At 33.5% G+C, this 23135-nt stretch carries 24 protein-coding genes and 2 pseudogenes; 11 read left to right on the top strand and 15 right to left on the bottom strand.

Annotated features, from left to right (window positions below):
* Nucleotides 1-146: 146 nt before the first annotated feature.
* The 6 genes from DFR63_RS00150 (at nt 147) to DFR63_RS00120 (ending at nt 4460) form a co-directional block, all read left to right on the top strand.
* On the top strand, nt 147-761 hold the full coding sequence (locus tag DFR63_RS00150) for a class I SAM-dependent methyltransferase (RefSeq protein WP_162842239.1): 615 nt from the start codon (nt 147-149) through the stop codon (nt 759-761).
* 82 nt (nt 762-843) lie between these two features.
* A complete protein-coding gene (locus DFR63_RS00145; protein WP_115883759.1) occupies nt 844-1626 on the top strand; it encodes a phosphotransferase in 783 nt (260 codons plus the stop codon).
* A 44-nt stretch (nt 1627-1670) separates the two neighbouring features.
* Nucleotides 1671-2408 (top strand): alpha/beta fold hydrolase, encoded by a 738-nt coding sequence (locus DFR63_RS00140; protein WP_115883758.1) that lies wholly within the window; start codon nt 1671-1673, stop codon nt 2406-2408.
* Nucleotides 2405-2902 (top strand): GNAT family N-acetyltransferase, encoded by a 498-nt coding sequence (locus tag DFR63_RS00135; protein WP_115883757.1) that lies wholly within the window; start codon nt 2405-2407, stop codon nt 2900-2902. Before DFR63_RS00140 ends, DFR63_RS00135 begins: the two co-directional genes overlap by 4 nt.
* A 130-nt stretch (nt 2903-3032) precedes the next feature.
* A complete protein-coding gene (locus DFR63_RS00130; RefSeq protein ID WP_115883756.1) occupies nt 3033-3551 on the top strand; it encodes a GrpB family protein in 519 nt (172 codons plus the stop codon).
* A 570-nt stretch (nt 3552-4121) separates the two neighbouring features.
* Complete coding sequence (locus tag DFR63_RS00120) at nt 4122-4460, top strand: DUF1160 domain-containing protein (protein WP_115883754.1); 339 nt, start codon at nt 4122-4124, stop codon at nt 4458-4460.
* Between the two features lie 569 nt (nt 4461-5029).
* Here DFR63_RS00120 and DFR63_RS00110 read toward each other — a convergent pair.
* Together DFR63_RS00110 and DFR63_RS00105 are read right to left on the bottom strand one after the other, a co-directional pair.
* Nucleotides 5030-5308, bottom strand: a complete 279-nt coding sequence (locus tag DFR63_RS00110) for a hypothetical protein (protein ID WP_115883752.1) — start codon at nt 5306-5308, stop codon at nt 5030-5032.
* 104 nt (nt 5309-5412) lie between these two features.
* Nucleotides 5413-5901: a TspO/MBR family protein gene (locus DFR63_RS00105; protein ID WP_115883751.1), complete on the bottom strand. Its 489-nt coding sequence runs from the start codon at nt 5899-5901 to the stop codon at nt 5413-5415.
* Between the two features lie 257 nt (nt 5902-6158).
* Between DFR63_RS00105 and DFR63_RS00100 the strand changes: the two genes are divergently transcribed.
* Nucleotides 6159-6599, top strand: coding sequence for a DUF6978 family protein (locus DFR63_RS00100; RefSeq protein WP_115883750.1), 441 nt, complete (start codon nt 6159-6161; stop codon nt 6597-6599).
* Nucleotides 6600-6614: 15 nt separating this feature from the next.
* Nucleotides 6615-7400, top strand: coding sequence for a DUF1828 domain-containing protein (locus tag DFR63_RS00095; protein ID WP_115883749.1), 786 nt, complete (start codon nt 6615-6617; stop codon nt 7398-7400).
* An 84-nt stretch (nt 7401-7484) separates the two neighbouring features.
* Here the strand turns inward: DFR63_RS00095 and DFR63_RS00090 are convergent, their stop codons facing one another.
* From DFR63_RS00090 to DFR63_RS00075, 3 genes and pseudogenes are all read right to left on the bottom strand, one after another.
* The gene (locus DFR63_RS00090) at nt 7485-7985 is read right to left on the bottom strand and encodes a GNAT family N-acetyltransferase (protein WP_115883748.1); all 501 of its coding nucleotides are present in this window, start codon (nt 7983-7985) and stop codon (nt 7485-7487) included.
* 51 nt (nt 7986-8036) lie between these two features.
* Nucleotides 8037-9107, bottom strand: a pseudogene (locus DFR63_RS11875) (M20/M25/M40 family metallo-hydrolase).
* A gap of 222 nt (nt 9108-9329) precedes the next feature.
* Nucleotides 9330-9590, bottom strand: coding sequence for a hypothetical protein (locus DFR63_RS00075; RefSeq protein ID WP_115883745.1), 261 nt, complete (start codon nt 9588-9590; stop codon nt 9330-9332).
* A gap of 271 nt (nt 9591-9861) precedes the next feature.
* On the opposite strand from DFR63_RS00075, the gene DFR63_RS00070 reads away from it, so the two are divergent.
* Nucleotides 9862-10062 carry a hypothetical protein gene (locus DFR63_RS00070; RefSeq protein ID WP_115883744.1) on the top strand — a complete coding sequence of 67 codons (201 nt, stop codon included), beginning with the start codon at nt 9862-9864 and terminating at the stop codon, nt 10060-10062.
* A gap of 25 nt (nt 10063-10087) precedes the next feature.
* Here the strand turns inward: DFR63_RS00070 and DFR63_RS11665 are convergent, their stop codons facing one another.
* The 6 genes from DFR63_RS11665 to DFR63_RS00040 form a co-directional block, all read right to left on the bottom strand.
* Entirely contained in the window at nt 10088-10732 is a 645-nt protein-coding gene (locus DFR63_RS11665; protein ID WP_162842238.1) for a DUF5710 domain-containing protein, read from the bottom strand.
* Nucleotides 10733-10971: 239 nt separating this feature from the next.
* Nucleotides 10972-12588: a gamma-glutamyltransferase family protein gene (locus tag DFR63_RS00060; RefSeq protein WP_115883743.1), complete on the bottom strand. Its 1617-nt coding sequence runs from the start codon at nt 12586-12588 to the stop codon at nt 10972-10974.
* 153 nt (nt 12589-12741) lie between these two features.
* Entirely contained in the window at nt 12742-13686 is a 945-nt protein-coding gene (locus tag DFR63_RS00055; RefSeq protein ID WP_115883742.1) for a nucleoside hydrolase, read from the bottom strand.
* Between the two features lie 13 nt (nt 13687-13699).
* Nucleotides 13700-15469: a nuclease domain-containing protein gene (locus DFR63_RS00050; RefSeq protein ID WP_115883741.1), complete on the bottom strand. Its 1770-nt coding sequence runs from the start codon at nt 15467-15469 to the stop codon at nt 13700-13702.
* Nucleotides 15453-17351: an McrB family protein gene (locus DFR63_RS00045; protein ID WP_115883740.1), complete on the bottom strand. Its 1899-nt coding sequence runs from the start codon at nt 17349-17351 to the stop codon at nt 15453-15455. The genes DFR63_RS00050 and DFR63_RS00045 overlap by 17 nt, the downstream gene beginning before the upstream one ends.
* 2 nt (nt 17352-17353) lie before the next feature.
* Nucleotides 17354-18325 carry a hypothetical protein gene (locus DFR63_RS00040; RefSeq protein WP_115883739.1) on the bottom strand — a complete coding sequence of 324 codons (972 nt, stop codon included), beginning with the start codon at nt 18323-18325 and terminating at the stop codon, nt 17354-17356.
* A 136-nt stretch (nt 18326-18461) separates the two neighbouring features.
* Between DFR63_RS00040 and DFR63_RS00035 the strand changes: the two genes are divergently transcribed.
* Nucleotides 18462-20114: a DUF2075 domain-containing protein gene (locus tag DFR63_RS00035; RefSeq protein WP_115883738.1), complete on the top strand. Its 1653-nt coding sequence runs from the start codon at nt 18462-18464 to the stop codon at nt 20112-20114.
* A complete protein-coding gene (locus DFR63_RS00030) occupies nt 20114-20413 on the top strand; it encodes a nucleotide pyrophosphohydrolase (RefSeq protein ID WP_115883737.1) in 300 nt (99 codons plus the stop codon). The genes DFR63_RS00035 and DFR63_RS00030 overlap by 1 nt, the downstream gene beginning before the upstream one ends.
* A 70-nt stretch (nt 20414-20483) precedes the next feature.
* On the opposite strand, the gene DFR63_RS00025 is transcribed toward DFR63_RS00030, so the two are convergent.
* The 4 genes and pseudogenes from DFR63_RS00025 to DFR63_RS11660 form a co-directional block, all read right to left on the bottom strand.
* Nucleotides 20484-20903 (bottom strand): hypothetical protein, encoded by a 420-nt coding sequence (locus DFR63_RS00025; protein WP_115883736.1) that lies wholly within the window; start codon nt 20901-20903, stop codon nt 20484-20486.
* A complete protein-coding gene (locus DFR63_RS00020; protein ID WP_115883735.1) occupies nt 20900-21109 on the bottom strand; it encodes a helix-turn-helix transcriptional regulator in 210 nt (69 codons plus the stop codon). The genes DFR63_RS00025 and DFR63_RS00020 overlap by 4 nt, the downstream gene beginning before the upstream one ends.
* A 333-nt stretch (nt 21110-21442) precedes the next feature.
* Nucleotides 21443-22007: pseudogene (locus DFR63_RS00015) on the bottom strand (recombinase family protein).
* Nucleotides 22008-22433: 426 nt separating this feature from the next.
* Nucleotides 22434-23135, bottom strand: a 702-nt coding sequence (locus DFR63_RS11660) for a Cna B-type domain-containing protein (RefSeq protein ID WP_162842237.1), incomplete at its 5' end; no start/stop codon positions are given.

The following is a 23135-nucleotide window of genomic DNA, read 5'->3' as shown; positions in this document are numbered from 1 at the left end:
TGCCAGAACAATCTCTCTTATTAACCAGTATATAAATCTAAGGCCATGCTTCATAGTCTTAAAATTCAAAAAATACTTTGCTATAATGGATGTAAGGAAAATTGGTGTTACGTTTTAAACGTACTCAGGAAAAAGGGGTGGATTTTTTGAGAAGCATTACAGAACTCTTTGACGACTGGGCAGGGACTTATGATGAAGAAATTGATGACATCGGCGGTCCTTTAACCGGTTATCGTCACAGCATAAAAAAAGCATATAAGAATTACCCTGAAGCAGCTGGAAATGTTTTAGACATTGGCATCGGTACAGGAAATTTCATTGCTGAATATATTAAAGATGCCAAAAATGTATACGGGGTTGATATCTCACCGAAAATGCTTGAAGAGGCTAAAAAGAAGTTTCCATCTATTAAAGTGGAAACAGGAGATTTTAATAATATTCCATTTGAAAGTGATTATTTTGACTTAATCACATCGAGCTTCAGCTTCCATGAAGTGTCTTTATCGAAAAGAGAAGATGCACTCAAAGAAGTCAGCAGATTATTAAAACAAGGCGGCACCTTGAATTTGTTAGATATTGGCTTTAATAATAAAAGCGATATGGATGACGCTAAAGAAAAATACAGAGAAGAATGGGATGATTCAGAACAATACCCTTTCGAGTATGAACTCCGCCAATACGCTGAAGATGCAGGCTTAACAGTTGATAAAATAGATTATCCGTCTGCCTTGCATATCAACTTAATTGCGAGAAAGAGATAGGGATTTGACAGGGAGCAGAAAGCAAATATTTATATGAGTCACATTGAACCGGAAGAAAAATAATTTATAGCAGGAGGAAGCTATGAAAGAATTCATCGAGGAAGTATATGGAATTAAAATAGAAGGTCTCCAACCTCATGGAAATGGCCAAACTTCTGATATATATAAAATAATTAGTGATTCCGGTTCATACATATTGAAATCTCATTTGAATGAACAAAGTGCTACAAATGAATTTTATTGTCTGGAAACTCTGTCTAAAGTGAATTTATCAGCGAGACCTCTTTATACAGTGAATAACAGCATTTACTTTAGACATGGGGGTCTTTTTTATATTTTATTGACTTATATAGACACTCAAGATATTAAGAAAACTGACCTGGACTATTTTAAACTTGGTAAAGCTGTAAAAACTATGCATTCTGCCTTGTCAAACTTAAAATTAACTGACGTACCGGACAGATTTAATGAAGAGCAGTTAATCCATATTATAAAGTCTGCTGGCATCAAAAAGCTCATTGAACAAAAGTATAAAGACTATAAAAATTATACATCCGATAATTCTTCAATTATTCACGGAGATTTAGGTGTATGGAATTTATTGATGGACGAATATAAAATCAATATTATTGATTTCGGAGAAGTCAGATATGGCAATCCTTTTTTCGATCTTGCAGCACTAACAGAGTCGTTAGATCTAAATAATACCGACACTATGAATCTTCTGTATGGTTATGGAGTCAAGGATGACAAAGCATATAATCGTTTAACTACTATGCGAAAGAAATGGAAACTTCGAGGACTTATCTTTTTAGCTGTGAATGAATTGAAAACAGAACAGGAACTTTATGATTTATTAGAATAAGCATGCATTTTAAATGTAATACATATTACAAAGGGGATGCTTTTATGATTTTACATACAGAAGTATCGGGAACGGGAGAAGCTCTTGTTTTTCTTCATACAGGTCTGCAGACAGGAAAAACTGAACTTAGTATACAAAAAGAATACTTTGAGAAAAAATATAAAGTGATATTACCGGATCTAAGAGGACACGGTCAATCCGCTACAAATGATTACTCTAATTACTTCCACAATGCTGCAACAGATTTATTTGAAACACTCGCAGAATTAGAGATTAAATCTGCACATATTGCCGGATGTTCGTTAGGTGCCCTTGTCGGGTTAACTTTTGCTAAAACTTATCCCGAAAAAATAATCACTTTGACTTTGTCTGGCATTATGTCAGAAAAGCCGTCTGATTGGGAAAGTTTAAATAAAACAGATAAAGAATCTGCTTCAACTTTATTAAACAATTCTGAAGCAATAAATTATTTTGACACCATACACAAAGATGATTGGAGAAAACTTCTAAAATTAACAGAGGAACCAGATTGGTATCCATTCAGTCAAACTGTTGATTTATCAGCCTTAAACTTTCCTATTTTATATATTGTCGGAGAAAACAACCCCCGAGAAACGGCGGGGACTCTAAAGTATCCGGAAAATAACAAAAATGTTCATGTTTCAATTATCCCATTCGCTGGCCACACTGTTCATTTGGATCAGCCTGAGATTTATAACTCAATCGTTGATAAGTTTATTATCAATAGTTTAAATCAAGAAGAAGTGGAGGAACAGATTTGATAATCAGAGAAATCAGAACTGATGACGCAAAAAATTTTACAGATTTAATAAAGAAAGTTGAGAGTCATGCTGACTTCATGCTTATGGAGGGTGGCGAAAGACGAACTACTCCTGAGCAACAAAAGAAGCCATTGGAACGATTTGAAAAACAAGATAACTCCACTGTCTTTGTAGCAGAAGATAAGGACAAATTAATTGGCTATATAATTGCAATTGGCGGTACTGTCAAAAGAACACAACACACTGCCGAACTTGTCATAGGTATACTGAGTGAATACAGAGGCAAAGGAATCGGTTCAAAATTATTTAACAATATTACAAACTGGGCAGAAAAACATAATCTTTCCAGATTAGAATTAACCGTAGTAAAAGATAATCTAGCCGGTGTAAAATTATATAAAAAACACGGTTTTGAGATAGAGGGCACGAAGAAAAAGTCACTTATTATTAATGATATAGCATATGATGAGTATTATATGGCGAAACTATTATAAGATTTGAGATAGATAATACTGACACATATTCATATGAATTATTTTATCCATTTATAATTCATTCATCCCCCAGTTTAATTACATAGATGAAGTATAAATAATCAATGATTGCTTATTGAGGAGTGATACCATGCTTGGTCTACCAAAAGGTCAGGTATTTCTTGTAGATTGGGATAAAGAATGGGAAATATTATTCGACAGAGAGAAACAAAAAATATTTGAGTTGTTCAAAAACGATAATATTGAGGTTCATCATATCGGCAGTACGAGTGTTAAAAATCTAAAAGCTAAACCTATTTTAGATATTGCTATAGAGATAGACAGTTTTAGTGACATTAATAAATATATCGATAAACTAAAACAATTAGATTATATAAGTATAGGAAATGATATTCTGCCTGACAGATATTATTTCATAAAAGGGAATCCTCGAACACATCAAATACATTTGTTCGAAAAAGGCAGTCTCTATTTAGAACAACAGCTTAAATTCAGAGATATATTACGTACAGATTCGACTAGAAAAAACGAATATGAAAGTTTAAAATTAAAACTTGCTGCAACCAATACAAATGATAAACATAAGTATGCAGATATGAAAACTGATTTTATTACCAATATCCTTAAAGAATTTGAAGAATCTAAATGAACCTAAACAGAACGACTTGTTTAGGTTTTTATTTTGACAGGAAGAATTATTGTGATGCTACCCTAGTAGGAATCTTAACGATGATATCTGCATACTTTATTCTCAAAGGTATGTATGATGAAAAATGATAATCATATAGAAAGTCCTCCAATCTTAAATAACAGATTGGAGGATTCTTTATTCAAGGATGAGTTTGTAAACAATAATCATTGTTCTACTACCCCACTAATACATTTTAAAATAAGAAAAATATTTAGCCGTATTAAATATTACTATTCAGTCTGTTATGCTTTAGTATGATTTAAAAATATTAGCTGTGCTTTATTAACTCTTGAATCAATCATTTTATTTTTTATGAGAGCAGATGATTACTATTAAACTAAAACTTTTAAGAATCCTACTTATACTCGGAATAATACTGGTAGTTTCTTTAAGTATTTTCAACCGTGGAGATACGGCTATTCTCTCTATTTTTGGAGTTTTCATTTTGATGAGTATCGGTATACTAATGGAAAAGGAGCGTAAGAAACAACAAAAGTCTAATATGGGAAGTAAGAGAGGATAATTAAATTGATTAACAATGAATACGAAAAATTAGTTGCTGAAATAGAAAAATTAAAATTTCATAATACAAATTTGCTGACACTTATTGGTTCATTACATGATGAGCAGATGCAGCAGCCGACTATTCATGAGACTGTAGTTATGTTTGATCTATCTAAAGTTGACTTAAGAGGCTTTACCGAGCTTGTTCAGAATTATGACGGCAGCAATTATAAACTGGAAGAAGATGCTTTAGAAATCAATCCAGTGTTCAGAAAAAATAACATCATATCTATTTTAAAATCTTTTATAACATCAGAAATGCTGGTTGATAAAAGTAAGGAAATACTTAAATCGTATCATTAATTAGTAAGGAGTATTTTTCATGAGTTTCAGTAACATTTTTTTCAAAATTTTATCATTTATAATCGGCTTGGCTGTTTTTGGATTTTACATCTATGTCATAAACCATTTTACAAATGGAGATGTACTTGAGTTTCCGTATCTGATACTGACAATTTATTTTTCTTTTTGCATGATTCTGTTTCCTTTTATAGCGCTCACGGAAAATAAAGTAATAAATAAATTAAAATTTTTATCCAATAAAACTATGTATATAGTAATGTTTGCGCTTGCTCCGATTATCTTTTTCAAAACCCGTAAAAATCCAGATTCAACTGAGTCTTAAAAAGATAAATATAAAAATAAGTACGGTTGGTCACTTTGTTGAATATGGAGAAAATAAGAAAGATATTGGCAGTTACTTTTCTAGTGTGGCTTGTTGCCACTGTTGTGATAGTAGTTTCATTTGATTTATATGATAGTCTATTTCCATTTATAATTTTCACTATAATGTTCCAGTCCGGTATTTCCGGACTATATATGAATGAAAAGTTTTTAAAATAAAGGTAGTCTGATTAAGTCTCTTTTTGTATTTATAAGAAGAAAAAGAATAAATTTCCTAAGAGAAATAATACACCGTTTATACCTATCGCATATTTTACCTCACCAGAAATTACTAACTCATCATCACGTTCAACTTCAAATGCGAGTTTATACAGTAAGTATATAACTACCAAAATGAGCAGAAAGAATGCAACTATCGGAGGTCCAAACAGAGGTACAGTAAAAGGATTAGTTGAATCATGAATAAAAAATGTCATGACAAAGTACAATAAATTTAATATCGACAGATAGAATAAAACTTTACTCATCAATTCCCTCTCCTTTAAAGACTCTTCAATAATTGATATGTAAGTAATTTATTTATAAAATACAGCACTTCTTAAATACAATGAAGCGCTGTCCTTTTTTATTATTAAATATCCTCTGCGTACTCTTCTTTATCTTGATTCAATGCAACAAATCCCGCATTAAGGTAAGTTGCATAAGCTGTCCAAGCTACATACGGTACCAATAACAAGCCTGCGAATTTATTCGTCTTATAAAATGCAACAGTTGTCAGTAAGACGCTCGCAAATAAGGCATAGCTTTCAATTAACGCTGTTCCTCTCAGTTTAAAACGGAAGTACAGGATGCTCCATAAGTAATTCAACCCGAGCTGCGAGTTATACAAATAGGCATTTTTCGAAGAATCTTTTCGTGATGATTTAGTAATCGTACGGGCAATACCCATCGTTGTATAAAGAATCGGCCATACAATACCAAACGCTTCTTTCGGCGGTGAAAACGCAGGCTGTTTAAAGTCCTGATAATCCTTTTTTGCATTTTGGGTCGAAAGCAAACCTACAACACTGCCGCCTATAACCGGTAAAGCAATATCAGTAATACGTTCCAGCTTGTTCATTAAAAATCCTCCTTTAACCATTAGTCATATATACCCTTAATTAGAAATATGACACGGTTAAGAAATTTTCTTAGAGGAAAAAATTTGAGCAAAATAAATTTGTATAATCTAGTCCACATTACCGTCATTTATAAATTAAATAACATTCTGAAACATTTAACAGGATTAAAGATGCTTGCACATGGAAGTAATGAGATAATAAAGTCAGATGAAAAATAATTACCAGTCTTTAAAATTATTGAACGAGGAGGATTTAAGTGGAGATTCGTGATTTAACTAATCAGCAGGTCGATATAATTATCGAAGAACTTAAAAATATGCTGTCTCACTTTGATATAAACACGTTGAATACCCCGTTCGGGAAAATAAAGTCGAGAAATATGCTTGTAAGTGATATAAACAATATTAACTTTAAACTCAGCATACATCGCGGAAACAGAGAACCTGAACGTTTTTCCTTAGATTTGAGATTTAGCGATACCCATGATTGTTTAGTACGTTTAGACGTTAAAGGTGGTGCGCATAGAAACCCAGATGGTACTGTAGCACCTAATAGTCATCTACATATATATAATAATATTTATAATCCAAAAGACAGCTATGCACATCCAATAGATTTAAAATATTTTCCTAATATTAGTAACCTTTATTATGCAGCTGATTCTTTTTTAGATTATACTAATATAAAGCATATCTAAAGAGGAGGGGTTTTGATGTTATCAGCTAAGGAATTGAAAAGTGAATATATTAATTGGTACAAACAAAACCTTAAATTTGAATCTTTAAATGATAATTTAATCAGAATCGACAGTCCTTTTAAAGACAATACATTAGGGGATATCGTTTTATACGCCGAAAAAAATCCAAATGATTCCAACATCACTTTGACAGACGACGGATATACTATGTACCACTTAGAACTTGCCGGGGTAGACATTAAACGGTCCAAAAAGAGACAGTTCATTTTTAAGAAGAATTTAGAATCTTATGGTGTGAATTTCGACGAAAAAACTGAAGAGTTATATATCAAATCTCCAGTTGAAAAATTCAGCGAAAGTAAACATAGATTGTTACAGTGTTTATTATTTGTCAACGATATGTATATTTTATCTAAATCAAATGTAAAAAATATATTTACTGAAGATGTCAGTGAAATATTTGATGAACATGGCATCATTTACACTCAGGATATAATAATAAATGGTCATTCGGGAATGAGTCATAAATTTGAATTTTTAGTACCGGGTAAAAAGAACTCAAAAGAAAAATTTGTGAAAACTGTCTCTACTCCTAATAATCCTTTAAATGCAAAAGCATTTGTTACTGATGTGAACCAGGCAAAAGCAGTAAAAAGAGAGAAACCGAATGAATTCTTCATTATTTTAGATGACAGAAAAAAAACTGTTAATACGGAAGTAAATAATTTATTGGTTGAATCAGATATAATACCGATCAACTTCACAGAACTACCGCAAAAAATCGAACTAATAAAAAATTGACCCCCCGTATGAGTACACGTACGACAGGTGGTCAGTTTTTTTATATTATTGAATAATACTTCAAGTTATTTAAATCAAATATTACTACTTAGTATTTCGTCCTAACACTAATAACATTCTAACTGTTTTAAGAATATGACCGTCAAAATCATCATCGTATTCCTTAACTGCTTTAAACCCTTTTGCTTCATAGAATGTTTTTCCAATTCTGTTCTCTTTTTCAACATCAAGGTGAATTTCTTTGACATTATCTAGCTTTTCAATGCCTGCGTTTAACAGAGCAGATCCAATCCCTTCTCCCTGATATTCAGGATAAAGATATATCGCACTCAACTCTACCTGTCCCTGTTCATTAACTTGTGTAAAGTTAGCAAATCCTGTAATCGTGTTATCCGCTTCAGCTACCAGTATTAATGAATGCTTCAAACGTCTTTCCATCATCTCATCACTGTATGCACCATTTAAAAAATTCTCCTGTATCTCAACCGGAATAATTCCTTCATAAGTCGCATTCCAGCTTATCTTCGCAACATCCTGCACTTGTTTTATATCTTCTTTTAACATTTCACGTATTTTGTAATTCATGACTAGAACCTCTTTTCATTCCTTCTGCTCCAAACAAAAGATATGCACATTTTATTTTGACAAATAATCAAATGCCGATAAAGTGTGGATTTTGGCCAAGTCTATTAATTCTTCTACTTCAATATACTCATCAGGTCCTCCAAGGTTATATGCGTTCAGACCGCAGTTAACAGCAGAGACCTCTTTAGATATCCTGTAATGTCTGGCATCTGAAGCACCAACGCGTACTGTATTCACTCGTTCATCACCGGTTATATACTTAACATTCTCAGCAGTACAAGCAAATATCTCATGGTTAATATCTGACCAGTTGGGTTCGTACTGTCGGAAAATATGATAAGACAGTCCTTCTATAGAATCCACTATCTCTTTAATTTTTCGATTTACTTCCTCGACCTCTACTCCAATTGGAAGTCGAATATCACCTTGTGCAGAGGCTTTTGCCGGTATCAAATTTGGAGATACACCGCCTTCGATTAGACCGAAGTTTACTGTAACCTACTGTAAGACCTCTGTTTCCCCTTCTCCGGAATATCTCTCAGATTCTTCACTTGATGCTTCTATAGCCTTTGTGACTTCCTCTGGAGCATGCGCTTTTAATGATCCCAGTTCTTTGTTTAACCGATCAATGCCTTCTACTAATCGATCAATTGCATTTTCTCCTTTATGAACATGAGCACCATGAGAGGCTTTTCCAGTTGCCTCAAGTTCAATCCACATCAAACCTTTCTCTCCAAAGCGTAAAACTTTCGCAGTACCTACATCTCCGCTGATCATAGCATCTCCTGTAGCATGCGGAACGGTGTCTAAGAGATATTTTGTCCCTTTAACACCCATGGTTTCTTCATCACCGGCCAGTGTAAGTACAAGTTCTCCAGACCAGCTGTCCCTCATTTCAGCCATTATCATCAGAGTAACCAAATAGCTCGCTATACCACCTTTCATGTCGGAGACACCTCTCCCATAAATACGTCCGTTTTTCTCATGACCTGAAAATGGACTCTCTGTCCAAAGAGATTCATCTCCCACAGGATATGTATCGATATGTCCGTTAAAAATCAGACGTTTTCCAAGAGAATTCCTGTTAACTCTGGCAACGAGGTTCGTAATCGGCTCTTCCATTGTGTGAAATGAAACCTCAACATTATCGATTTTCTCAAGAAATCCTGCAATCTCCGCAGCTATTTCACTTGTATCTGATTTCGGAGATTCACTTGGAATCTGTACCAGACGCGAGCATAAATCTACTAGCAAACTTTTATTTTTACTTACTTTCTCGATTAAGTTCTGTTTGATATCTTCATTCATAATATTATTCGACATGATAAATGTCTCGTTCCTATTTTATATCGTTTTGTCTAAGTCAGTCGATTTCTTACCCGATATATATATTGAGTCAACCGGCGGGATAACCATTAGAATCAATAAAGGTAGAGCCGGCGCCAATCCAAATAAAGACGAGCCAATCGTCAATATAATTACCGGCACCAGTATTAATATAAGAGCCAGCATTGCATATACACTGCGTTTGTTTTTAAAACTATATGCAAATAAAATAATTCCGCCAATCACAAGCAGCAGATATAAAATGTTAATGAAAATCAAAACTATTCTCCTTAATTTATTGTGATTTTAATTTTATTAATTAAACACATTTATTATGTCTCTCGTGATTACAAATACCAAAGAACCGACTCCGCCTAAAACAAACGACAACAGCGTCAGTTTTAGAAATGACATAGATTTAAATTTGCCCTCTATTTGATTCACTATATTTTCCTTCATCAAATTCACCTGTATCTTTTTAAAATTAATTAATTGTTTTTAATCGAACATAATCGTCTATATATAAAGACAAGTATATTGAGGTGTTAATATGCGTACAAAAAGTTTTAATCCAAAAACCATTGGTAAAATTGCTTTCTTTATTTATCTGATTATTTTACTAGCTATGTTTGAAAGTGCTGATATTTCAATATTTCTCACCTTAATTATGTCTTTCATCTTTGCGCTCTTTTTATCATGGATTCATTTTATAATAATTTCCGAACCGAAGAGTTATGACAAAGATGAATGAAGTTTTTAAGTCAATGGACATGTTATCATTCTATGCTGATTCCACTCTCTATTATATTATTTTCATCGAATATTTTGACCGGCGGCGCTACTATATGATCTCCCGCTTCATAAATCAAAGGTATATCGTTTACTAATTTGAATTTTATATACGAGATTGGATTTTCTTCAAGCATTGTTGTTTCAATTCCTGTAAATGAATCTACTTCATCATAGACAAAATGATTTCCTTGCAGCGTATTACAATGAGTACATATATTTGAAAAATATGATTTTTTAATTGTTTTCGAAAATCTTATTTCACATTTAGTACTTTCACTTAAGTATTTTCTAACTTCCTCCGGAACATCATTACTACTTATAGGTATAATTACTGTATCAAAACCAGTATATTCCTCAATATCATCGGTTTCCCCTGTAATATCAATAATGCCTTTGCTTCTTACAGCAAAACCGTACACTGGAGTTTCATTCTTACATTTCCAGCATTCTCTATCCATAACTGCTATATAAACGTTATTCGTCGCCACCGACTCGCCTTCAATCCACTTAGAAAAACGATAATAATATTTTTCATTCGTTGCATACCATTTTTTCTTTTCAGGGTCCCATCGAGCATACTTGCTCTTCGCTTCATCTTTCTCTGAAAAATGTACATTTAGGTATAACATCTTTTAACTACGCCTCCAATTTATCAATTAGTTTCTACCGTCTTTATGTTTCTCTTTCTATTTCTATCGTTCATCGTCCCCACTATATATTCATATACTATTATTCCTAATATCATTCACAGGTATTGCCTGGCATTTATATATTTTCATAGTACATAACGTTAAAATCCCAATAGCTAATAACATAAACAATATATTCAACGGCCAGTAATATTTCACATTTATGATCTTTTCTCCCCTTAGTACGCCGCGATATGCCCGTCCGCCCTATTTTCCGTGCCGCCGAACAGTATGCCTGTTTCCGGATCTCTCCAGATAATCTGTCCCCGGCCAAACGCGCCCGAGTCCAGTTTCATTTCTATATTATGTCCCCGCTTAATCAGGTCTTCTGCAATCTGATGCGGGAAATTCCTCTCCACCCATACTGTCTTATCCTTAACCCACTGCCAGCGCGGTGCATCCAGTGCGGTCTGCGGGTTATGGTTAAAGTCGATTGTGTTCATCGCCACCTGCACATGTCCCTGCGGCTGCATGAATCCGCCCATGACGCCGAACGGTCCGAGGGCCTCTTTACCTTTGGTGATAAAGCCTGGAATAATCGTATGGTACGAGCGTTTACCGGGGCCGAGGGCATTTGGCGATTCCGGGTCCAGATTAAAGTCGCAGCCTCTGTTCTGCAGACCAATTCCGGTACCAGGTACAACCAAGCCTGAACCGAATCCCATATAGTTGCTTTGTATAAACGATACCATGTTCCCTTCTTCATCTGACGTAGACAGATATACCGTGCCGCTCGCTTTCGGTTCACCCGCTTCAGGCTGTCCTGCTTTGTCCGTAATTAATTTCAGACGCTCTTTCGCATACGCTTCATCCAGCATATCTTCAGCTGTAACATCTTTCATATACGCCTGATCGGCAATGTATTTCTCTCCGTCTGCGAATGCCAGCTTCATGGCTTCAATCTGCTTATGATATGTATCTGCCGATTCCTTATCTTCAATATCCATATGCTTCAAGATATTTAAGGCTGATAAAGCGATAATCCCCTGCGTGTTTGGCGGGATTTCCCAGACGTCATATCCCCTGTAGTTCACTGATATTGGGTCCACCCATTCAGGTTTGTATGCTGCTAAATCTTCTTTTGTTATGTAACCATCATACGCTCTAGAAAATTCATCGATTTTCCGGGCAATATTTCCGGTATAAAAAGACCTGCATTCAGTTTCAGCAAGTTCTCTTAATGTATCCGCCATGTCCTGTGACTTCCAGATTTCACCGACTCTTGGTGCCCGGCCGTTTGTTGTGAATGTTTCAAACCAGTGGTCGAATTCTTTACCTTCAAACGCTTCTTTAAATCTCACAGCCGCTCTCTCCCAGAACTTCGCTAAGACCGGTGAAATCGGATATCCCTCTTCTGCATACTGGATTGCAGGCTGCATTAAATCTTTAAAAGGCAGTTTGCCGAATCGTCTGGAAAGCTCGGCCCAGGCACCAGGCTGGCCGGGTACAGTCACAGGCGTGAAGCCGTATTTTGGAATCTCATTGTAGCCAGCAGCGCGGACTTTATCGATTGAAATGGACTCGGGTGATTTTCCGCTGCCATTTAAACCGTAGAGTGTATCTTTGACCCAGACGAGTGCAAACGCATCGCCGCCGATGCCGTTAGTCGTCGGTTCAACAACCGTAAGCGCTGCAGCAGTCGCAATTGCAGCATCAATAGCGTTGCCGCCCTTCTGCATAATCGTAAGCCCGGCCTGAGCAGCGAGCGGCTGCGACGTGGCAACCATCCCCTTTTTAGCGACCACAGGATTACGCTGTGAATGGTAAGGATTGTAGAGCGTGTCGAATTGTTTCATTAAAATGTCCCCTTTGTTATGTAGCGATTGTTTATATAAAGATTATCACAATGATAATAGGGGGTACAATTTTAAATCTGAATTTTGAGATAATAAAAGATAAAAATAAAGCTCATTCTTTTGTAATTTAAAAGAATAAGCATAAATATGTGATTATTTAATTGTCTGAAGCACATCATACAAATGTTCCTTAAATAACTCTCTATCTACTCTTTCACACACTCTGACATTCGGTGTTTTGCCTAAACGGCCATTAATATCAACCAGGCTGTAGCCGCGTGTCAATTCTCCTTTTGTTTCCACATCAACATAATACTTATTGGACTTCTCCATAATCCTTTCATCAGCTGCGATTGCGACCAGCAGCGTATCAGGATGCGTTGTTCCATCCAGCTTATGTACTTCTTTGTTAAACTTCTTCACTACTTTGTTCACATCTTTAAAGAACTGTGAACCTGTCGTACCAAAACTTTCAATCTCATCATGTTCTTCATCGAACATAAGAGAATAATCCGTGCACATATCCCAACCGACCATCGTCATTTCAATCCCTGACTGCAGCACCAGCTTAGCCGCCTCGGGATCAACGTAAAAATTATACTCAGCAGCAGGTACAATATTACCGAGCGCATTATTCGTTCCGCCCATAATATACAGATGTTTGATTTTATCCGTGATACTTGGATCTTTTTTAATCGCCATAGCAATGTTAGTTAAAGGTGCAATCGCAAGAAGCGAAACCTCATCGGGATATTCATTAATCGTATCGATGATAAAATCTATCGCATGCGTCGATTCCGCAGAACGCTCAGGTTTGGGGAAGAAAGAATCACCCATGCCATCACTGCCGTGTACATCCTCAACAGTTTTATGATTTTGTTCAGCATTGCCGAAAATTGGACCATCGTATCCAGGATAAACAGGTATGTCAGTCTTACCAGCAACCTGAGTCGTATATAACGCATTATCAATCTGCTGATTAAAATCAACGTTACCACCAGTAATGGTAATACCCCGAACGTCGAAATTATGTAGAGCAGTTAGAATTGCTATCGTGTCGTCTCCAGCAGTGTCAGTGTCTATTATTATTTTTTTCATTACATCCTCTTTCTTAATAACTGTGTAAATTAAAATAATCTTTTGATTTCATTAGTCCATCAATATAACTTAATAAACTTCTAGATATTTCATCTGTAGGGTAGTACGGTGATATTTCATAAAAATGAATATTCTCTTCTTCTTCTATTTCATATTTTTTTGGTTTATTTGTATCGTCAGAATGGGGATACAATACCCAGACCTGTCTAATTGGACTTAATTGCTCTCTTATAAATCGCTGAAGTGACGGATAATAATAATTTTTTGATTCAGGTGAATTTTTGTAATTATGCAATTGTTTCATTACATTATCTTTATATCTAGTATCACGTTTAGTCATTATTTCAAAACTACGATATTTTGCATCAATTATTAACGACCCTAGATATGAATCATTATGAAATACATCTAATCTTATATCCGGTTTATCATTCTCTGCCTTTGTATATAATGGATGATTAACTGTAGTTTGGCTATTTTTTCTTTTTAGTCTTGAATTATAATGTAGATTTATTTTTACTTCATCATTTATAAAAGTGATGAAAGTCCCTTCTGACAAATCAGGTATCTTCAAAGATTCATTGGAATAAATCCATCCACTTTTGGGTTCATATCCAAGATTTTCTATAATAGATATCATCTTAATATATGTCCATATTTCAAAGAGCTCATCAGTTCTTTTCCAAGCGTATTTTATACTATTCGGTAAAATTACATGCATTTCTTCTTTTTTCATTTGCTGCAACCATTTATAGTAAAAATTATATTTTTGATTCATCATCATGCTAGAGGTGGGATAAATTGTGTTCTCACCTTTAATTTCATCCATCCACTCTTGATTTAACAAAAAGTGGTTAACTGTGAGTATTTGTTTTAGTATATTCATAATTTGTCGAATTTCATTTTCTTCTTCTTCAAGGGTGTAGACTTTAGCTTTATATCTTTTATTCTTATCTTTATCGTGTTCTATTTCTTCGAGCTTTTTTGATAAGAAAGATAAATAATCTACATTAAATTTATTGATTTTTTTAATAGACGCTTTAAGCCATTTATTTTCTTTAGTTTGATAGTTTAAAATACGGCTAGGTGAGTAAATCACTTCCTGTTTATCTGGTTTTTCCAATTTTTTTCTAATGCTTTTTCCATCAACTGTAGGGTTCTGATTTAACTCCTTCCATTTATACCTTTTTTCCAGTCTATACTCCGGACTATTAATTAAATCTCGTGTGATTTTCAGATATCTTTTATACATCTTTTTAATATAATCAAATTTATAATATATTTGATTTAAATCATTTTTTTGTGAAGATGATAAATTTTTTCTGTTGAAACTCTGAGATAATCCAGTAAGAGTTTCTTCGATCTCATTTTTCATAGCTATCCATTGTGGTTTAGATAAAGACTTTGGAACAACTTCAAAAAATGCATAGTATTCTTGATTATTTTCGATTAATGTCATCTGATAAAAACCAGGAACTAGCATTTTCTCAATAGTTGAATTATCACGATTAAATAATTGATATGCGATGTCTGAGGGTTCTAGAAATTCTTTTCCAGCGCTATCAATTTGAATATTTTCGTTATCGATAATTTCTAATCCGTCTAAGTACAATCTTGCATCTTTGAAAGTAGAGGAGAACGTCAAATCTAGATTGTAATATTCTCTAATGATTACATGGCTACTAACTTCCTCGGAGAGATTATCTCCAGACTTATTATCAGTAAAATGCATCTTCTGAGATTTATCTTCACTATTTAAGACAACTTTAGAAAGCATATCCATGGATACTTAGCTCTTTCGCTTTGGATTTAATTGTTTCTCTACAATGTTGGAAATCAGATAACTTAAAGTAATCATCAAATACTTTTGCCAACTCCCCATTAGATATATCCTTAGTCGATATATTATATTTACCAGTTATTTCTTCTATTTCATCCTCTGATCCTCTTAACTTAGTTAGAATTCTTTGTTGAATTTGTAAATCTAGCGCTTCTGCTTCAGAAAGATATTTTGTTTGAGGTAAGTTTTTCATATAAGCATCAATTTGTTTTACTACCCTAGGGCCAAAGCCAATATTTTTATTTGCCACTACAAGGACATTTTGAATTTTCCATAGTAACTCTTTTATTTCCGCACTTAATTCTACACCTTCTTCTTTATTAACAAATTCCTTATAATCTTCATAGTACTTATAGGTGCGTAAATTAGAACTTTTTTTGATGCTATTTTTATCAAGAAATTTGAAATCTAAAACATCCAATTCTAATACATTAGCTCTATCTAATACTTTATTTGAAAAATGATGTGTTGATTCATCCACGTTTACCGTTCCAACAAAATGAACATTATCTTTTATCTGTATCCGTGGTGGATATTTAGCTGTATTATACAATCTATTCTCTAGTTCACTAACATAGAGCTGAATATATCTTTTTGTAGATTCTAATTCTAACTTCGACAAAAATTGTGAAAAATAATGTTCTACTTTCGCTAAATTCATTTCATCAAAACAAATGATATAAACTTCGTCACTATTTTCTGCTGCAATTAAGGTTTCAATTAAGCCTGAATCACTAGGACGATAAATCATATTTAATGTATCAGCATAACCTATCAAGTCACTATCTTCAGTCCAACTAGGACTCACCGATATAAATTTGAATTGCTCATTATCTAATCCTAACGCTCTTTGATAAGTATCTACTAATTTAGTCTTACCTACACCACTCGTACCTGAAAGAATAACAAGAGTTGATGATTTCATGGACGTATGAAAATTAATTAAATCTTTGAATGAATAAGACAAACCACTTTCTTTTATTTTTTTATTCCATTCTTCTAAAAACTCTAACTCTTTTTCTCTATAATCAACGTGACCATTATCTTCTTCCACTGCGAATTCTTTTTCAATTTTAAAATCTGTTTTATTACTTTCTAAATTTTCCTCTATTTTATGGAAAATATCTAATGATAAAAATGCTATGTTATCGTTATTTGTTATAACATCATCTAGCCATTCTTTTTCAAATTGTGTAGTTGAAAGGTTTTCTATTTCTGTAAATTTAAATCCACCATGTGCATACTCATGATCGAGAAAATATCCAAGTACTTTATCCGGGGTACCCATATCTTTTTCCCATAAAATAAATTCTGGTGTTTCATCTTGCTCATGCATAATATTTGGAAGTTTTCCTACAAATTCTCTATTCTTAATTTTCTTTAAAAAATCTTCAAAGTTTTCTACTCCACTAATTTCTTTATTAAACATGGGAATTGGGTGAAATCTCATTTCATTATTGTAACTATCATTCTTTCGTACTAATCTCACATTTTTCGCATTATACACTCTATCATGTTTTGGAGTCTGCTTTTCTTCCACATTAAAAATCAATAAATAGTCGTCTAAAAAACTTTTTAAATTCTCAATTCTGGTTTCTCGATCTTCAAAAGCCTCATCATGAAAACCAAACTCTTCATCCCATCTATTAGTAAAACAACTTACAAATTTTATATTTGGAAATCCTTCCGGGTTTGTTGATATGATTTTAATTAAAAATTGTAATGAATTTTCATTATTAATAAATACATTATCTCTACCATTCTCTTTTCTTACTTCCTCTGCAGTCGCTAAAACGCCTAACATATCTTCTTTCCAAATCTTCATTCTCACTCTACTCCAGTCATGAACTCTTTTAATTCTGTATAGCTATATAAATATCGTATTCCTTTTATGTTATTCAATAAATTTCTTTCTCTCATAGTTAGTCTAGGTATGTATGCAACTTTTATTAAGTCTGATACTCTAAATTTTTCTATATCTATTTCTTGAATTTTGTCTTTCTCCCATACTTCAATACTTAATTTATCTTCTACATTCAAATCAATTGGGCTACCTATTAATAGATAAATTTTACTCATCTCAATTTTTCTTTGATTCTCTAAGTTTTGCAGTTCATTCTCTATTATTTTTTTATTTTCAATTAAATTTTTATACTCCTGCTCTAATGAATTTGCTTTATCTATTTTATCATCTAATGCATTTTCTACTTCAAGTATGTATTGATTTTTATTTTTTATTTGTTTATCTTTCAAAGATAACTCTTTATTTAAATTAACTATAAATTGATCCTTATCGTTGATTTTTTTATGTAAATTTTCATTATTTTTTGTAGATTCATTTAACTTCCGTTCTAAATTTGTAATAATTTTTCTTAATTTATCTATATCATCTAATTCATTCTTTTTAACCTCTGAAAAGTGCTCAGTTTCAGGTACTTTTTGTTTAAACTTTTCTAAATAATCTTTTACAAATTCATTTTCTTCTTTGCTATCACTATGTAAAAATAACATTAAACTTGAGAAATCATTTTGATGTATCATACTTTGAATATCTTCAGTAGTTTTATTCGTTAATAATGAAATACCTTCTTCATTTAATTTTCTATATTGAGCAGATAATTTTTTTTGATTTTTAGGATGCATAAAAAGTTTTAAAGCCATTAAGTTCATTTGCTCTACTTGCTTCTCAGTCCACTTTCTAAATCCATTTGGTAAAATTTTATTCTCATTTAAGATTCTTGCTTTATCTTCTGTACTTTGTATTTCAAATGCTCTTTCAATATAATTAATTGTTATCACCCCTCTTTTTATTATACAGACTTTCCCATGCTAGTTAAGAACATTCTAATAATTTATTGATATCGTTTTATTTCAAAGAATTTTAAGTAGAGAGAAATGAGTTATACTAGACTCAAATCACTCAAGGAGCTTATTTATGGAAGAGAAAAACGTAGAGATTTCAACATATCAATTTAATAAAACTTCAATTTCAGATTTAAGCAGCGCAAAGTTTAATAACTATCCTGTTGTTTACATACTTCATAATGACAAAAAGAAATCTAGTGCCTATATAGGTGAGACTGTTCAAATCAGAAATCGTTTAAACAGTCATCTTAAAGACTCAGAGAAAAATAAATTGAATACGGCTGTAGTTGTTTCTCATGATTACTTCAATCAGTCTGCCACTTATAATATCGAAACTAATTTAATTAATTATTTTATCGCCGATCAAAAGTATCAAATTTTGAATAAAAGTCAGATTACATCTGCTGTAACTCATAACTACTATAACAAACCCAAGTATAATCACGATATTTTTAAAGAACTTTGGGAAAAACTCAGAGAAGATAAACTTGTTGATGGTACTTTAGAATATTTGCAGAACAAAGATATATTTAAGCTTTCTCCTTATAAAGAATTATCGGAATCTCAAATCGAATTAAAAGAAAATATTCTGAATTTCTGCAAAAGAAATATTAACTCTGACAAACCATCTGTTTATTTTATTAAAGGTGAAGCAGGTACCGGGAAAAGTGTTGTTTTAAGCTCAACGTTCAATGCCATACAAGATTTGTCTTATACAAAAGACGAGAATGATTTACAAGGCACAGAAAATTATCTTTTAGTAAATCACGAAGAGATGATAAAAACATACAAAGCTATTTCAGATAGTCTTCCAAACCTGAAAAAGAAAAACTTTATGAAACCAACCTCTTTTATTACAGCTTCAAATAACGGTAAGATTAATCCAGATATTACATTAATAGACGAAGCACATCTTCTGCTTTCCAGCGAAGATGCGTTTAACGGATATAAAGGTACAAACCATTTAAAAGATATCATTCATAACAGTAAAGTCACTATCATTGTTTTTGATGAGAAACAGTTCTTAAAACTTAAAAGTTACTGGACTGAAGAGTTATTTAAAGATATTACTCAGGATGCTAATGTCGAAACATTTGAACTGACCGATCAATTTAGAATTCAAGCTGACACTTCCGTTGTTGATTGGATAGATAATTTTGTCGCACGTAAGGTAACATCTATTCCCAAATCTACCGGCGACTATGAGCTCAAAATATTTGATGATGCCGGTAAAATGTTTGAAGCGATTGATTCCAAAAACGATAAACATGAACTCTCGAGAATTGTAGCTACTTTTGATTATAAACATAAAAAAGATGGCGGAGATTACTATGTAGAAGAAATCGGCTTCAAAGGTTTGTGGAATACTACTAACGACAGTAGAACCTGGGCAGAACGTCCTAACACAATTAAAGAAGTGGGCTCAATATATACAGTTCAAGGCTTTGACTTAAATTATGTCGGTGTCATACTTGGACCTTCTGTTTCATATAATGAGAAGACAAACCAAATTGAAATCATTTCAAAAAACTATAAAGACAAAGGTGCATTTCAGGATTTCAAAAATAAATCAGTTGAATATACTGTTGAAGATACTAAAGAACAGATTATTTTAAACTCCATCAACGTATTAATGAAACGTGGAGTTAAAGGCTTATATATCTATGCAAGCGATAAAAAACTACGTAATGCCTTAAACAAAGCACAAAGGGGTGAATTGTAATGAGAAACTTAACAGAAAAAGTGAATGAATTCAGAGATGAACGCAATTGGAGACAGTTCCATAACTCAAAAGATCTAGCACTGTCCTTGTCATTAGAAGCATCCGAACTGCTGGAAAACTTTCAATGGGTTTCTGCAGAAGAAGGTGCGGAGAAAAACCTGGAGAACATCAAAGATGAACTTGCTGACGTATTCATTTACGGTTTAATGATGGCCGACGATTTAGATATCGATATGAGCGAAGCTATTTTAAATAAACTTAAAAAGAATGCAGAAAAATACCCGAGTAAAAAACAGTAATAAATATTTAAACAAGGAAGGGACTGGAATCCTCTCTCCTTGTTTATTTTTTTCTATTTCACCTACACTACTATCTTCTTTTTATAATGATTCCACCAAAACCGACAATAACAATATAAGAAAAGAAGAGTATCCACAAATATAATGTTGGAATTGCATCATTTCCTAAAACTGTATATGCTGCTAAACCAATAAATAATACAGCTATAAAAATATGTGATCCATATGCCATGAAGTTAAATACATTTTGAGTTACCCTCTCATCTGTTTCTGGCATATTATCTGTTTTACGTTTTTGTTTTATTAATTCAATAATTATTAGAATAATAACTGCTGTTGATCCACCTGCAAACACCTCATATGGAAACTCACCTTGTATAAAATAAACTAGAAGTGTTCCCAGAACAGTTCCTATAAAAAGACAAGCAATCATGAACAGAGAACTCCATTTCTTTGGAATTAACTCTTTCTTTTTTTCTCTTACACTCATTCTTCATCCTCCTCTAAAATAAATAATTCTTCAATCGCCACATCGAAATAATCTATCAACTTTAGTGCTAACTCCAGACTCGGATTATATTTATTCTTTTCAATTGCATTGATAGTCTGTCTCGTGACCTGTAAATCCTCAGCCATTTTAACCTGGGTTATCCCCCTGGACAGACGTATTTCTTTTATATAGTTAACCACTTTCATTAAATACGCCCCTTTGATGTAAAGTTGTCTTTACATAGACAATAACAAAATACCTGTAGAGTGTAAAGACTTCTTTACACTCTACAGGTATCTTTTATAAATAATGTACTTACTGAAAATCAGTTATTTTCAGCATTCCTTTTGTATCTAGCACCGTATAGGTTACCTGAGACGTTTCCTATACATTTCCTAGTCTAATTTCAATGCTGGACTGCTTGTATCGATTGTACTTCTTGTAACACCGGTTTTCTATGTATATTTATTATATTTTCAACGCATCTCAATGTGACAGTTTGAACCAATTCTAGCGTATCAAATAAGCATCATATCCTGCTATGTATTCAATTTCTCTTGATTGATTACATTATATATCATCCCTTTTGATACCCCCGCCATTTTCACTATCTCGTTGATGGTATCTGTTTTACTATGATAGGGTGATACAATCATATTCACTTTCTCTTGAGTGGATTCCTGCCCGTCCACCGACCTTGCCTCTCGATCGTGCGGATTCTAACCCTTTTTTTGTTATTTCACTAAGTAGGCTGGCTTCGAGTTCAACAAATCCTCTCAACATCGTAAAGAACATTTTCCCTATCGCATCTTTCATATTAATGTTCATATCGATGATTTCCAAGTCTATCCCATTGTCTTCAAGATGTTGCGATAATTCGATCAGTGGCTTTGTCGTGCGTCCCAATCGATCGAGCTTAGTAATTACAAGTGTGTCACCGCTACGCAAGTAGTCGAGACAGTTATCTAATTATGCACATTTAAACTTTCGTCCACTCACTTTTTCAGAGAGTATACGGTCACATCCGACTGCCTTTAATATATCTATTTGACAATCTAAGTTCTGATTTCGAATACTGACACGTGCATATCCAATTTTCGCTATTCCTTCACTCTTTTTTAGTCGCTTTCATTGTATTAAACAAACACTTACCCTATCAATATTCACAAATCAAAGCCCACAGCTAATGCTTGAGTTCAAAAACTCATGTACTTTTATATTATTTATACGTTGATTACTATATGGGTTTTTGGTCTTTAATCATAGGTTTAAAAGACCATTTATTCTTTCACAAAATAGTCCAATTAATGGTCGTTTTTTAAATAAGTAAAAATAGTGTGTCAACAGAATATTAGACCCCATGGTGCATTGGATTATCTCATGCCAAAGGAGTATAAAGAAAAATTCTATAAAAACTGATTAAACCTCTTTATTTAATCCTTAAAGTAATGAACCCCACTCAAGTTTGAATGGGGTTCATATCTAGTCGTGACTAATCAGTTTTTTTAATATTGTAATATACTAGATGAATTACTTAGATGAATTCCTTCTAGTGATATAAGAGATCAATAGGAAAATCATACCTATCGCCATTAAAGTTATTATGAGATAAACAGGAGTATTATTAGCTATTCCTGTATCCGGCAGAGAATCTTTATGGTCATTTTCACTAGATGCTTCATCTTCGGAATATCCCTTACTCGGCTCATTATTTCCTTTACTTGGTATTACTTCTCCTGGCTGACCTGTGCTAGGCTTATCTTTTTCTTTGCTCGGCGTTCCTTTACCTGAGCCATTCAAATCAATTTGCTCAGTGTTCGTGACTGTATAACCATCTTTCGCATTCCCGGTGATTTCACTATCGAAGCCTTCGACTGCGACTTCTTCGACTGTGTAAACAATCGCTGATTCGTCTGTGATGTCATGCACCGTCGGTAAGTCCGTGAATGTATGTTTCCAGTCATTTTCAGCTGACAGATCTACTGTATCCACTCTCTCCCCATCTGCTAATAAATGAATCGTGACTGTTTCGGCTTCTTTATCTTGAAGCTCCCAAACTTTTTCTACAGGTACTGATGTCGTTGCCGGTTCTAGAGGTGTTGGTGTGATTTGCTCAGTGTTCGTGACTGTATAACCGTCTTTCGCATTCCCGGTGATTTCACTATCGAAGCCTTCGACTGCGACTTCTTCGACTGTGTAAACAATCGCTGATTCGTCTGTGATGTCATGCAC

The sequence above is a fragment of the Jeotgalicoccus halotolerans genome (genome assembly GCF_003387165.1).
In the GTDB taxonomy this organism is placed as follows: Bacteria; Bacillota; Bacilli; order Staphylococcales; family Salinicoccaceae; genus Jeotgalicoccus; species Jeotgalicoccus halotolerans.
The sequence above is the reverse complement of the archived record's forward strand: the minus strand, read 5'-3'. Positions and strand labels throughout refer to the sequence as shown.

What these genes read in the sequence shown, in the direction of transcription:
- DFR63_RS00145 (WP_115883759.1), top strand. Translation starts at nt 844, where the DNA reads ATGAAAGAATTCATCGAGGAAGTATATGGAATTAAAATAGAAGGTCTC.
- DFR63_RS00140 (WP_115883758.1), top strand. Translation starts at nt 1,671, where the DNA reads ATGATTTTACATACAGAAGTATCGGGAACGGGAGAAGCTCTTGTTTTT.
- DFR63_RS00130 (WP_115883756.1), top strand. Translation starts at nt 3,033, where the DNA reads ATGCTTGGTCTACCAAAAGGTCAGGTATTTCTTGTAGATTGGGATAAA.
- DFR63_RS00110 (WP_115883752.1), bottom strand. Translation starts at nt 5,308, where the DNA reads ATGAGTAAAGTTTTATTCTATCTGTCGATATTAAATTTATTGTACTTT.
- DFR63_RS00105 (WP_115883751.1), bottom strand. Translation starts at nt 5,901, where the DNA reads ATGAACAAGCTGGAACGTATTACTGATATTGCTTTACCGGTTATAGGC.
- DFR63_RS00095 (WP_115883749.1), top strand. Translation starts at nt 6,615, where the DNA reads ATGTTATCAGCTAAGGAATTGAAAAGTGAATATATTAATTGGTACAAA.
- DFR63_RS00090 (WP_115883748.1), bottom strand. Translation starts at nt 7,985, where the DNA reads ATGAATTACAAAATACGTGAAATGTTAAAAGAAGATATAAAACAAGTG.
- DFR63_RS00070 (WP_115883744.1), top strand. Translation starts at nt 9,862, where the DNA reads ATGCGTACAAAAAGTTTTAATCCAAAAACCATTGGTAAAATTGCTTTC.
- DFR63_RS11665 (WP_162842238.1), bottom strand. Translation starts at nt 10,732, where the DNA reads ATGTTATACCTAAATGTACATTTTTCAGAGAAAGATGAAGCGAAGAGC.
- DFR63_RS00060 (WP_115883743.1), bottom strand. Translation starts at nt 12,588, where the DNA reads ATGAAACAATTCGACACGCTCTACAATCCTTACCATTCACAGCGTAAT.
- DFR63_RS00055 (WP_115883742.1), bottom strand. Translation starts at nt 13,686, where the DNA reads ATGAAAAAAATAATAATAGACACTGACACTGCTGGAGACGACACGATA.
- DFR63_RS00050 (WP_115883741.1), bottom strand. Translation starts at nt 15,469, where the DNA reads ATGGATATGCTTTCTAAAGTTGTCTTAAATAGTGAAGATAAATCTCAG.
- DFR63_RS00045 (WP_115883740.1), bottom strand. Translation starts at nt 17,351, where the DNA reads ATGAAGATTTGGAAAGAAGATATGTTAGGCGTTTTAGCGACTGCAGAG.
- DFR63_RS00035 (WP_115883738.1), top strand. Translation starts at nt 18,462, where the DNA reads ATGGAAGAGAAAAACGTAGAGATTTCAACATATCAATTTAATAAAACT.
- DFR63_RS00030 (WP_115883737.1), top strand. Translation starts at nt 20,114, where the DNA reads ATGAGAAACTTAACAGAAAAAGTGAATGAATTCAGAGATGAACGCAAT.
- DFR63_RS00025 (WP_115883736.1), bottom strand. Translation starts at nt 20,903, where the DNA reads ATGAGTGTAAGAGAAAAAAAGAAAGAGTTAATTCCAAAGAAATGGAGT.
- DFR63_RS00020 (WP_115883735.1), bottom strand. Translation starts at nt 21,109, where the DNA reads ATGAAAGTGGTTAACTATATAAAAGAAATACGTCTGTCCAGGGGGATA.